This window comes from Streptomyces sp. NPDC002588 (genome assembly GCF_040295925.1).
In the GTDB taxonomy this organism is placed as follows: Bacteria; Actinomycetota; Actinomycetes; order Streptomycetales; family Streptomycetaceae; genus Streptomyces.
Window position 1 is genome coordinate 82,221 of record NZ_JBEOWF010000044.1, and the last position, 10,932, is coordinate 93,152.

The window sequence follows — 10,932 nt, forward strand, 5'->3', positions numbered from 1 at the left end:
GGATCAGGGAAGGGCAAAACGGGACAGACCAGAACGTCTGCCCCGTTCATGAGGGACCTATTTATCTCCTATTGCCCTTCGTACGTGATCTGCGCCCTATGTGCGGGCTCACATGGCGAGTGACCTCTTCTCACCCGTGGTTGCTGAAGCAATGCTCTGTGTGAGTACTCTCCGCCGGGAGGATGAGGTGCACGTCTCCGAACTCGTGCCACAGGTAGGCCTCGCGCAGCGCCTCCTCGTACCCCCGGTCGATCGCCGCCCGCCCCGCCACCGCCTCCAGCATCAGCAGATGCGAGGCCTCCGGTTCGTGCAGCCCGGTCAGCAGCCCGTCCACCACCCGCACCCCCCGCTCGGGCGTCACCACGAGGTCCGTCCACCCCTCACACGCGCGTACGACCCCGTCCGCCCCGGCCGCCGACTCCACCGCCCGTACGGCCGTCGTCCCCACGGCGATCACCCGCCCGTCCCCGGCCCGCGCGGCGTTGATCAGCCGCGCCGACGCCTCCGGCACCGCGAACCGCTCCGGATACGGCGGCTCGTGCGCCTCCGCCGAAGCCACCCCGGTGTGCAGGGTGACCGGCGCGAACTGCACCCCCCGGCTCACCAGCTCCGCCACCAGCCCCGCCGTGAAGGGCCGCGCCGCACTCGGCATCTCCGCACTGCCGCACCCTTCGGCGGACGGCAGCGCGAACACCGTCTGGTACACGGACAACGGCTGGTCGCGGTCCGTATAGGAGTAACGAATGGGCCGCCCGTGCTCCCGCAACAGCCCCGGCACGCCGCCCCCCGCCCCACGACAGCCGGCACCCGTGACCCGCGCCCACCACAACCGCCCGCTCCCGGGGCTCAGCGGCTCCTCCAGGACCAGCCGCACACCCCCGGCCAACCGGACCTCCGTCCCCGCCGGCCCGCCCGCACGCGCACGCGTGGTGCCCCTCCCGTCCGGATCCCGCAGCTCCACCGCCCACCGGCCGTCGCCTCCGTGCGCAAAGTCCCCGCGCGCCGAGAAATGCACCACCACACGCGCGTGCCCGATCCGTCCGTCCACGGCCGCCGCCAGCGTCGGTGAGGTGTTCACCACCAGCAGGTCCCCGGCCCGCAGCAGACACGGCAGGTCCCGGAACGCGTGATGCGCCGCCTCCGTCCCCCGCGACACCAGCAGCCGTACGTCGTCCCGGCCCCGCCCCGGCCCGCGCTGTTCGGCCGGCACCCGCGCCGACAGCTCCTCCGGCACGCTCACCGCCAGCGTCATCGCCGTCCCTCCAGCAGCGCCGACGCCCCGTAGCGGCCGCTCGCGGGCCGCTCGTCCAGCAGCCACAGGAAGGCCGGCACCACACTGCCGGGATCCGGCCGCGGATCGTCGTCGTCCGGTACGGCCGCCGCGTACAGGTCGGTCGCCATGTCCCCCGGGTCCACCGCCCACACCCGCAGCCCCGGCTCCTCCGCCCCGAGCACCGCCGCGAGCTGGTCCAGAGCCGCCTTCGACGCCCCGTAGCCGCCCCACGTCTCGTACGCCTCGGCCGCCGCGTCCGAGCTGACCGTGACCACCGCGCCCGCAGCAGCCTGCCGCAGGAGCGGCAGCGCCTCCTGGACCAGCCCCAGCGCCGCCACCACGTTCACCTCCAGAGCCCGCCGCAGCCCCTCCAGCGGCAGCGCCGCCAGCCGCACCAGCGGCTCGGCGCCCAGAGCGCTCGCGTTGTTCACCACCAGGTCGCACCCCCCGAGCCCCCAGGCGGCCGCCACCAGCGCGGACCGGTGCGCGGGGTCCGTGACGTCCCCCGCGAGCGCCTGGACCGCGTTCCCGTGCGCCGCGACCCCCGCCGCCGCCTCCTTCAGCGCCCCCTCCGTCCGCGCGTCCAGCACCAGATCCCAGCCCCGCGCGGCCAGCGCCTCGGCCAGCGCCCGCCCCAGCCCCTTCGAGGCTCCCGTGATGATCGCTACCGGCATGACAACCGTCCCCTCGTCCGACCCCGCCTCCGTCGGCGGTGATCCCAACGTAGGAACCGACCCCCGCCCTCCGCCTCGGACGCGGGACCGGGCCCGCGGGGGCCCTTCGACGTACGCCCCCACGCCCCCTCCCCGGGCCCTACACCGCCGTACCGGGGACCTCGGACCTAGGTCCTCCGCACCAGCCGGGGCCGTCACAGGTCCGATCCGCGCTGTCACACCCCGCCGGTACCGTGAGGACATGAGCCAAGGTCCCCGGTCCGGCCTCGCCGCGGTGAGTTCCGCCCTGCTGGCCATGAGCAGGCATCTCGAGGTGCGCGACGTCCTCAAGACGATCGTCTCCTCCGCCCGCGAGCTGCTCGACGCGCAGTACGCCGCGCTCGGCGTCCCGGACGACGACGGAGGCTTCGCCCAGTTCGTCGTCGACGGCGTCAGCGACGAGCAGTGGAAGGCCATCGGCCCCCTGCCCCGCCAGCACGGCATCCTGGCCGCGATGCTCCAGGAGGCGCGCCCCGAGCGCCTCGCCGACGTGCGCAAGGACCCCCGCTTCGAGGGCTGGCCCTCCACACACCCCGACATGTCCGACTTCCTGGGCCTGCCCATCCGCGACGGCGACGAGGTCATCGGCGCCCTCTTCCTCGCCAACAAGCTCTGCGGGAAACCGGAGGGCGGCTGCGGCTTCACCGAGGACGACGAGGAACTGCTCTCCATCCTCGCCCAGCACGCCGCCATAGCCCTCACCAACGCCCGCCTCTACGAGCGCAGCCGCGAGCTGACCATCGCCGAGGAACGCTCCCGGCTGGCCCACGAGCTGCACGACGCGGTGGCCCAGAAACTGTTCTCCCTGCGCCTGACGGCCCAGGCCGCCGCCGCCCTCGTCGACCGCGACCCCTCCCGAGCCAAGGGCGAGCTGCAGCAGGTCGCCGCCCTCGCCGCGGAGGCCGCCGACGAACTGCGTGCCGCGGTCGTCGAGTTGCGGCCCACGGCGCTCGACGAGGACGGCCTCGTCGCCACCCTCCGCACCCAGGTCCAGGTCCTCGACCGTGCCCACGGCGCGCGCGTGACCTTCACCAGTCACGGGGTGCGCGCCCTGCCCGCCGCACAGGAGGAGGCCCTGCTGAGGGTCGCCCAGGAGGCCCTGCACAACGCCCTGCGCCACTCCGGAGCGCACGCGGTCGAGGTGACCCTCCACAAGCGCGGCCCCGACACGGTCCTGCGGATCACGGACGACGGCGCCGGCTTCGACCCCCAGGCGATCCGCAGGGCCGGCCGCCACCTCGGCCTGGTCTCCATGCGGGACCGGGCGAGCGGCGTCGGCGGCACCCTGACGGTGGAATCGGCGCCCGGCAAGGGCACCACGATCGAGATGGAGGCCCCAGGTGGCTGACGCAATCAAGGTGCTGCTCGTCGACGACCACCAGGTCGTCCGCCGGGGCCTGCGCACCTTCCTGGAGGTCCAGGACGACATCGAGGTCGTCGGCGAGGCCGGCGACGGCGCCGAGGGGGTGGAGCGCGCCGAGGAGCTGAAGCCCGACGTCGTCCTGATGGACGTCAAGATGCCGGGCATGGACGGCGTCGAGGCACTGCGGCGCCTGCGCGAACTCGACAACCCCGCGCGCGTGCTGATCGTCACCAGCTTCACCGAACAGCGCACCGTGGTCCCCGCCCTGCGCGCGGGCGCCGCGGGATACGTCTACAAGGACGTGGACCCCGACGCCCTCGCCGGTGCCATCCGCTCGGTCCACGCGGGCCACATCCTGCTCCAGGCCGAGGTGGCCGGTGCCCTCCTCTCCCAGGAGGAGGCGGGCTCGGGCCAGGGCAGAGGAGGCTCGCTCACCGAACGCGAGCGCGAGGTGCTCGGCCTCATAGCGGACGGCCGTTCCAACCGCGAGATCGCCCGCGCCCTCGTCCTCTCCGAGAAGACGGTCAAGACGCACGTCTCGAACATCCTGATGAAACTCGACCTCGCCGACCGCACCCAGGCCGCTCTGTGGGCCGTACGCCACGGCGTGGCCGGCTGACGCGACAAGGCGGCGAACGACCGTCCCGGCCCTCACCCGGCCCGTCCGGCGTGTGCGGACGAGGCCCCTTCAGCGCCGAAACAGAGGTCTGGGGGGAGCTCCCGGCAACGCGAACACCAGCACCGCCCACGCATCCCCGCCGCTCACCCCCGCTCCCGCTCCTCCACAACGGCGTTGTACGCCGCGACCTGCGCCCGCCGAGCCGTCCGCTCCACCGGCCGCAGGGCCTCCGCACGTGCCGCCATCTCGGCGGAGCTCACCGCACCCCCATGCCCGTTCTCCCGCGCCAGCGACACCAGCAGCCCCACCCGCTGCGCCAGCTCCAGCACCCGCACCGCCCGCGGCGGATACCCCGGCGCGAGCACCTCCCGACCCCGCTCGGCCCGCGCCCGGTACGCGTCGATCGCAGCCTCCGCCGCCGGCCCCGACCCCGCCACGTCCAGCCGGGTCAGCACGGCCGTCGCATCCCGCAACGCCTCCGCCAGCTCCCGCTCCGCCTCGCCCAGCGACGGCACGTCCGCCGGCGGAGCCTCCCGCACCGCCAGGCAGTGCCACACCACCTCGACATGCACATCACCGGCGGGCCCGGCCTCGTGCACCTCGGGCACCAGGCCCAGCGCGGCCCCGTGGCAGATCACCGCCTCCTCCGCGTCCAGCGCCCGCGCGTTGAACTCGGGCGGCCCGCTCAGCCCCAGCGGATGCCCGGGCGCGGGCAGCGCCACCCGGAGCCCCGTCGCCCCGAGCGCCCGCAGCCGCCCCAGCGCGAGCGTCAGACCCACCGGCGCCGACTCACCGGGCAGCCCCTCCACCCGGTGCACCGCGTCCTCCCCGACGACGGCGAGCACGGCGTCGTCCGGCGAGACGAGTCCGGCCAACAGGGCATTTCCCCAAGCGGCCAGGCGGCCGGAGCGCGGTTCCGAGAACATGCCCCCAACCCTAGACGCGCCTCGCACCGTGCCCGCCCGGGTCGCACGGACTGGCAGCCAACCTCGCCGAGTGGCCGAAAAGCCCAGGTCGCTCCGCTGTCAGGGCTCTCCGGCGCCCTGCGATGCAGGGCACCCGACCCACGACCTGATCGGGCGCTCACAGGGCGAGGCCCCCTAACGACCGGACCGATGGAACGGCCCACCCGGCCGGTGGCGTAGATTTTCCCGAGGGGCCGCGCCCACCCGCGCGCGGCGGTCCGGGCCGCAGGGCACCCGCGACCAACCGAGACCGGCCACACTGCAAGGGGAGACAACGCGCTCATGAGCGATGTTCTGGAGCTTCAGGACGTATCCGTGATCCGTGAGGGCCGGGCTCTGGTGGACCAGGTCTCCTGGTCGGTGAAGGAAGGCGAGCGCTGGGTCATCCTCGGCCCCAACGGCGCGGGCAAGACCACCCTCCTCAACATCGCCTCCACCTACCTCTTCCCCAGCTCGGGCAAGGTCTCCGTGCTCGACGAGACACTCGGCGCGCCCGGCACCGACGTCTTCGAACTGCGCCCCCGCATCGGCGTGGCCGGCATCGCCCTCGCCGACAAGCTCCCCAAGCGCCAGACCGTCCTGCAGACCGTCCTCACCGCCGCCTACGGCATGACGGCCGCCTGGCAGGAGGAGTACGAGGACGTCGACGAGCAGCGCGCCCGCGCCTTCCTCGACCGCCTCGGCATGAGCGAGTACCTCGACCGGAAGTTCGGCACGCTCTCCGAGGGCGAACGCAAGCGCACCCTCATCGCCCGCGCCCTGATGACCGACCCCGAGCTCCTCCTCCTCGACGAGCCCGCGGCCGGCCTCGACCTCGGCGGCCGCGAGGATCTCGTACGCCGCCTCGGCCGCCTCGCCCGCGACCCGATCGCCCCCTCGATGATCATGGTCACCCACCATGTCGAGGAAATCGCCCCCGGCTTCTCCCACGTCCTCATGATCCGCCAGGGCAAGGTCCTCGCCGCGGGCCCGGTCGAACTCGAACTCACTTCCCGCAACCTGTCACTGTGCTTCGGCCTCCCGCTCGTCGTGGAACAGGTCGGCGAACGCTGGACCGCCCAGGGTCTGCCCCTGTCCTGACCCTCTCCCTGCCCCTGTGCGCCCTGTCCGCAACGGGACATACGGCCCTACCATGACCGTGTGAACGACATCGACGCGTGGGTGTGGTGGCTCGTCGGCGCGGCAGCGCTCGGAATCCCGCTCGTGGTCACCGCGATGCCGGAGTTCGGCATGCTCGCGGTCGGCGCGGTGGCCGCCGCGATCGGCGCCGGCTTCGGCCTCGGCACCGTCGCCCAGTTCCTCGTCTTCATCGTCGCCTCGGTCGCTCTCATCGCCGTCGTACGGCCCATCGCCGCCCGCCACAGCGCAGAACGCCCCCAACTGGCCACCGGCGTCGACGCGTTGAAAGGCAAACAGGCAGTCGTGCTGGAGCGCGTCGACGGCTCCGGAAACGGCCGCATCAAGCTCGCCGGAGAGATCTGGTCGGCCCGCGCCCTCGACACCGACCGCAGCTACGAAGTCGGCGAGGCGGTGGACGTCGTGGACATCGAGGGGGCCACGGCAATCGTCATCTGACCTTGCACAACTTCCGCACGGCGCAAGTGAACAGAAGACCTCCCGAGGTACGCGACGGTCTGTCAGACTCGACCAGCAAGATCTTCAACAACCATAAGATCTTCCGAAACGCTCGAGGCGGAGAAGCGGAAGAAGGGGACGGGGAACCACGATGGAACCGGTCATCATCGTTTTGATCATTCTGGTGGTGTTGGTCTTCATCGCCCTGATCAAGACCATCCAGGTCATCCCACAGGCGAGCGCGGCCATCGTCGAGCGCTTCGGCCGCTACACACGGACACTGAACGCGGGCCTGAACATCGTCGTCCCGTTCATCGACACCATCCGCAACCGCATCGACCTCCGTGAACAGGTCGTGCCGTTCCCGCCGCAGCCGGTGATCACCCAGGACAACCTGGTCGTCAACATCGACACCGTCATCTACTACCAGGTCACCGACGCCCGCGCCGCGACCTACGAGGTCGCCAGCTACATCCAGGCCATCGAGCAGCTCACCGTCACCACTCTCCGCAACATCATCGGCGGCATGGACCTCGAGCGAACCCTGACCTCCCGCGAGGAGATCAACGCGGCCCTGCGCGGCGTCCTCGACGAGGCCACCGGCAAGTGGGGCATCCGCGTCAACCGCGTGGAACTGAAGGCGATCGAGCCCCCGACCTCCATCCAGGACTCGATGGAGAAGCAGATGCGCGCCGACCGTGACAAGCGCGCCGCGATCCTCACCGCCGAAGGTACCCGCCAGGCCGCGATCCTCACCGCCGAGGGCGAGAAGCAGTCCCAGATCCTGCGCGCCGAGGGTGAGGCCAAGGCGGCCGCACTGCGCGCCGAGGGCGAGGCCCAGGCCGTCCGCACGGTCTTCGAGGCCATCCACGCCGGCGACCCGGACCAGAAGCTCCTCTCCTACCAGTACCTCCAGATGCTCCCGAAGATCGCCGAGGGCGACGCCAACAAGCTCTGGATCGTCCCCAGCGAGATCGGCGACGCCTTGAAGGGCCTCTCCGGCGCGATGGGCAACTTCGGCGGAATGGGAATGGGTGGCGGTTCGAACGGCGGAGGCGCGGAGAAGGCGCCGGAACGCCGCGAGAAGCCGTCGATCGACTGACCCCGAGGCATGAGTGGGGCCCGGCATCCACCGGATGCCGGGCCCCACTCATACCGGCTCATGCCGGCCGGCTCACGCCGCGTCGACCGTCAACCACTCAGGCAGCGCCGCCAGGTCGTCCTGTCCCAGCGACAGCAGCATCGCGTCCTGCGGTGTCGGCTCGAACGGCTGCCGCAGCAACGGCATCCCCGCCTGCTCCGGAGTCCGGTCCGCCTTGCGGTGGTTGTCCTCCGAGCAGGAGGCCACCGTGTTCAGCCAGGAGTCCTGACCGCCCTGCGCCCGCGGCACCACATGGTCCACCGTCGTCGCGCGTCTGCCGCAGTACGCGCACCTGTGCCGGTCCCTGACCAGCACCCCCCTTCGCGACCACGGCGCTTGTCTTCGGAACGGCACCCGTACGTACCTGCACAGCCTGATCACCCGGGGCGCGGGTATCTCCACATCGGCGCCCCGCATCCGCAGCTCGGGGTGGGCCTGCTCGACGACGGCCTTGTCCTGCAGAACCAGAACGACGGCTCGGTTCAACGTCACCGTAGACAGCGGCTCGAAGCTCGCGTTCAGGACCAACGTGTCACGCATTCCAGCCCACCTCCCATGTGCACCTGCCCACCCCCCGGCGGGCTTGGATCAACTCTGGACGGGCGCGCCGAGATGGACAACGCAATAAAAAATGCCCGCCTCTGATCAATTCCAAGACCAGAGGCGGGCAAACGTTCAATGAACGTCAGCCTTAGGCAGGTACCTCGTACTCACCGATCAGCTGGGCGCGCGCGATCGCGTGAAACCGCAGGTTGAAGCCGACAACGGCCGGACTGGCGTCCGAGTCCGGACCCAGCTTCTCCTGGTCCACGGCGTACACGGTGAAGACGTACCGGTGCGGCCCGTCCCCGGCGGGCGGCGCCGCCCCGCCGAAGTCCTTGCTGCCGTAGTCGTTGCGAGCCTGTACGGTCCCCTCCGGCAGCCCCTCGAACTTGCCGCTGCCCGCGCCCGCCGGCAGCTCGGTCACCGAGGCCGGGATGTCGAACAGCACCCAGTGCCAGAACCCGCTGCCCGTCGGGGCGTCCGGGTCGTAGCAGGTCACGGCGAAGCTCTTGGTCTCGGGCGGGAAGCCCTCCCACCGCAGGTGCGGCGAGGTGTTGCCCTCCGCGTAGACCTGCTCGTCCTTGAGGGTCGCGCCCTCGTGGACGTCCTGGCTCGCCACCGTGAACGAGGGCACGGCCGGGTGGAAGTCATGGGGGAGCGGCCGCCTGTTGAGCTCGGTCACCTCGGTACCTCCTGAATGGTTCTCTGGCGTAGGTGGTTCCGAGCCTAGAACCAGTTGCGCCTGCTGCCGACCTCGGACAGCCACTGGTTGAGGTACGCCGTCCAGTCGGTCGACTGGTAGTCGTGCAGACCCACCTGGAACGAGCGGAAGGTGTCACTGCCCTCGCTGAACAGCCCCGGCTTCTTGTCCATCTCCAGCACGACGTCCATCGCGTGCTCGTCGGCCACGAAGCTCAGCTCGACCTGGTTCAGCCCGCGGTACTGCGACGGGGGGAAGAACTCGATCTCCTGGTAGAACGGCAGCTTCTGCCGCGTACCCCGGATGTGGCCGCGCTCCATGTCCGCGCTCTTGAACCGGAAGCCCAGCTGGATGAAGGCGTCCAGGATGGCCTTCTGCGCCGGCAGCGGGTGCACGTTCACCGAGTCGAGGTCGCCGGAGTCCACGGCGCGCGCGATCGCCAGCTCGGTGGTCACACCGATGTGCATCCCGCGCAGAGCCTGCCCGTCGATCGTCGTGACCGGCGTCTCCCAGGGGATCTCCAGCCCGAACGGCACCGCGTGCACCGCACCCGCCTGGAGCTCGAAGGCCCCGCCGAGCTGCAGCTTCGTGAACTCGATGTCCTGCTTGTACTCCTGGTCGCCGCCCTCGACCTCGACCTTGGCCTGGAGTCCGACGGACAGTCCCTCGATGTTCTGGTTCACGGACCCGCCCTGGATCCGCACCTCACCCTGGACGACACCGCCCGGTACGACGTTGACCTCCGTCAGCACCGTCTCGACCGAAGCCCCGCCGGCCCCCAGACTCGCGAGCAGCTTCTTGAACGCCATGACTCTCCCTACGACGACTTCTTGCTTCCGGGATCCCTTGATCCCTACAAACGCGATCCGGGCGAGGCCGGTTCCGCGTCCCACACCCTGGCAAGCCGAGTGCCCGCTGACCACCCCGGCGCACGGACCGTCTCCACTACGCTCGGACGGCATGATCGCGACCCCCGACCGTACGCCCCTCCCCAGGGCCTTCTTCGACCGCCCTGTCCTGGAGGTGGCCCCCGACCTCCTCGGCCGCCTCCTCGTCCGTACGACCCCCGACGGTCCGATCACCCTCCGGCTGACGGAGGTCGAGGCCTATGACGGTCCGAACGACCCCGGCTCCCACGCCTACCGCGGCCGCACCGCCCGCAACGAGGTGATGTTCGGTCCGCCCGGCCATGTGTACGTCTACTTCACCTATGGCATGTGGCACTGCATGAACCTCGTCTGCGGTCCCGAGGACAGCGCGAGCGCCGTCCTGCTCCGTGCGGGCGAGGTGACCGAGGGCGCCGAACTCGCTCGCAAACGTCGACTCTCGGCCCGTGATGACAAGGAACTGGCCAAAGGCCCGGCCCGGCTGGCCACTGCTCTGGGCGTCGACCGGAGCCTCGACGGCGTGGACGCGTGCGCTGCCGGTGAGACCCCGCTGAGGATGCTGACCGGCGCCTCCGTCCCCTCCGACCAGGTACGCAACGGTCCGCGGACCGGGGTCGCCGGTGAGGGCGGAAACGGCGAGGTCCATCCCTGGCGTTTCTGGGCGGCCGACGACCCGACGGTGAGTCCCTATCGGGCCCATGTCCCACGGCGGCGCCGAAGTTGACTCGCCCTTGACAGGGGCGTAACGTAGCCCGAGCCGCTTGACCCGGGTACGGCATTCGCCAGCAGCCGGAAGCGGCCAAACCACTACCTACGACATCCCTCAGCGGGAGTGAATTCGGCGTGCCCGCATGCCCGAATTCGTACCCGCGGGAACTCGATTATGAGTTGCCGAGGGAATCGGCTAACGTAGTGAATGTCGAAAGGCCGACAGGCGAAAGCCGAAGCCGGAAGACAAAACCCGCCGACAGGGAATCGGACGCCGAAAGGGTCTGATAGAGTCGGAAACGCAAGACCGAAGGGAAGCCCGGAGGAAAGCCTGAGAGAGTCTCTCGGGTGAGTACAAAGGAAGCTTTCGTTCCTTGAGAACTCAACAGCGTGCCAAAAATCAACGCCAGATATGTTGATACCCCGTCCCCGGCAGTGATAGCCG

At 70.7% G+C, this 10,932-nt stretch carries 12 protein-coding genes and 1 pseudogene; 6 read left to right on the forward strand and 7 right to left on the reverse strand.

The window, feature by feature from the left end:
• Positions 1-130: 130 nt before the first annotated feature.
• Together ABT057_RS38130 and ABT057_RS38135 are read right to left on the reverse strand one after the other, a co-directional pair.
• Positions 131-1,252 carry an S-adenosylmethionine:tRNA ribosyltransferase-isomerase gene (locus ABT057_RS38130; protein WP_352348496.1) on the reverse strand — a complete coding sequence of 374 codons (1,122 nt, stop codon included), beginning with the start codon at positions 1,250-1,252 and terminating at the stop codon, positions 131-133.
• Positions 1,249-1,947 (reverse strand): SDR family NAD(P)-dependent oxidoreductase, encoded by a 699-nt coding sequence (locus ABT057_RS38135; protein WP_352348497.1) that lies wholly within the window; start codon positions 1,945-1,947, stop codon positions 1,249-1,251. Before ABT057_RS38135 ends, ABT057_RS38130 begins: the two co-directional genes overlap by 4 nt.
• A 241-nt stretch (positions 1,948-2,188) precedes the next feature.
• Between ABT057_RS38135 and ABT057_RS38140 the strand changes: the two genes are divergently transcribed.
• Together ABT057_RS38140 and ABT057_RS38145 are read left to right on the forward strand one after the other, a co-directional pair.
• On the forward strand, positions 2,189-3,334 hold the full coding sequence (locus ABT057_RS38140) for a GAF domain-containing sensor histidine kinase (protein ID WP_352348498.1): 1,146 nt from the start codon (positions 2,189-2,191) through the stop codon (positions 3,332-3,334).
• A complete protein-coding gene (locus ABT057_RS38145) occupies positions 3,327-3,968 on the forward strand; it encodes a response regulator (RefSeq protein WP_352348499.1) in 642 nt (213 codons plus the stop codon). The genes ABT057_RS38140 and ABT057_RS38145 overlap by 8 nt, the downstream gene beginning before the upstream one ends.
• 143 nt (positions 3,969-4,111) lie before the next feature.
• Here the strand turns inward: ABT057_RS38145 and ABT057_RS38150 are convergent, their stop codons facing one another.
• Positions 4,112-4,894: an Rv1486c family protein gene (locus ABT057_RS38150; protein WP_352348500.1), complete on the reverse strand. Its 783-nt coding sequence runs from the start codon at positions 4,892-4,894 to the stop codon at positions 4,112-4,114.
• Positions 4,895-5,215: 321 nt separating this feature from the next.
• Between ABT057_RS38150 and ABT057_RS38155 the strand changes: the two are divergent.
• The 3 genes and pseudogenes from ABT057_RS38155 to ABT057_RS38165 form a co-directional block, all read left to right on the forward strand.
• A pseudogene (locus ABT057_RS38155) lies at positions 5,216-5,746 on the forward strand (ABC transporter ATP-binding protein); the annotation flags it as partial.
• Positions 5,747-6,073: 327 nt separating this feature from the next.
• A complete protein-coding gene (locus ABT057_RS38160; RefSeq protein WP_352348502.1) occupies positions 6,074-6,508 on the forward strand; it encodes an NfeD family protein in 435 nt (144 codons plus the stop codon).
• Positions 6,509-6,659: 151 nt separating this feature from the next.
• Positions 6,660-7,610: an SPFH domain-containing protein gene (locus ABT057_RS38165; RefSeq protein WP_352348503.1), complete on the forward strand. Its 951-nt coding sequence runs from the start codon at positions 6,660-6,662 to the stop codon at positions 7,608-7,610.
• Positions 7,611-7,682: 72 nt separating this feature from the next.
• On the opposite strand, the gene ABT057_RS38170 is transcribed toward ABT057_RS38165, so the two are convergent.
• From ABT057_RS38170 to ABT057_RS38180, 3 genes are all read right to left on the reverse strand, one after another.
• On the reverse strand, positions 7,683-8,189 hold the full coding sequence (locus tag ABT057_RS38170) for an HNH endonuclease (protein ID WP_352348504.1): 507 nt from the start codon (positions 8,187-8,189) through the stop codon (positions 7,683-7,685).
• Positions 8,190-8,340: 151 nt separating this feature from the next.
• Entirely contained in the window at positions 8,341-8,874 is a 534-nt protein-coding gene (locus ABT057_RS38175; protein WP_352348505.1) for a YbhB/YbcL family Raf kinase inhibitor-like protein, read from the reverse strand.
• A 44-nt stretch (positions 8,875-8,918) separates the two neighbouring features.
• Positions 8,919-9,701, reverse strand: coding sequence for a sporulation protein (locus ABT057_RS38180; protein WP_352348506.1), 783 nt, complete (start codon positions 9,699-9,701; stop codon positions 8,919-8,921).
• Between the two features lie 151 nt (positions 9,702-9,852).
• On the opposite strand from ABT057_RS38180, the gene ABT057_RS38185 reads away from it, so the two are divergent.
• A complete protein-coding gene (locus tag ABT057_RS38185; protein ID WP_352348507.1) occupies positions 9,853-10,503 on the forward strand; it encodes a DNA-3-methyladenine glycosylase in 651 nt (216 codons plus the stop codon).
• Between the two features lie 157 nt (positions 10,504-10,660).
• Here the strand turns inward: ABT057_RS38185 and ABT057_RS38190 are convergent.
• Positions 10,661-10,932: hypothetical protein (locus ABT057_RS38190; RefSeq protein ID WP_352348508.1), on the reverse strand; the 272-nt coding region annotated here is incomplete at its 5' end.

What these genes read in the sequence shown, in the direction of transcription:
- ABT057_RS38140 (WP_352348498.1), top strand. Translation starts at nt 2,189, where the DNA reads ATGAGCCAAGGTCCCCGGTCCGGCCTCGCCGCGGTGAGTTCCGCCCTG.
- ABT057_RS38150 (WP_352348500.1), bottom strand. Translation starts at nt 4,894, where the DNA reads ATGTTCTCGGAACCGCGCTCCGGCCGCCTGGCCGCTTGGGGAAATGCC.
- ABT057_RS38170 (WP_352348504.1), bottom strand. Translation starts at nt 8,189, where the DNA reads ATGCGTGACACGTTGGTCCTGAACGCGAGCTTCGAGCCGCTGTCTACG.
- ABT057_RS38180 (WP_352348506.1), bottom strand. Translation starts at nt 9,701, where the DNA reads ATGGCGTTCAAGAAGCTGCTCGCGAGTCTGGGGGCCGGCGGGGCTTCG.
- ABT057_RS38185 (WP_352348507.1), top strand. Translation starts at nt 9,853, where the DNA reads ATGATCGCGACCCCCGACCGTACGCCCCTCCCCAGGGCCTTCTTCGAC.
- ABT057_RS38165 (WP_352348503.1), top strand. Translation starts at nt 6,660, where the DNA reads ATGGAACCGGTCATCATCGTTTTGATCATTCTGGTGGTGTTGGTCTTC.
- ABT057_RS38135 (WP_352348497.1), bottom strand. Translation starts at nt 1,947, where the DNA reads ATGCCGGTAGCGATCATCACGGGAGCCTCGAAGGGGCTGGGGCGGGCG.
- ABT057_RS38130 (WP_352348496.1), bottom strand. Translation starts at nt 1,252, where the DNA reads ATGACGCTGGCGGTGAGCGTGCCGGAGGAGCTGTCGGCGCGGGTGCCG.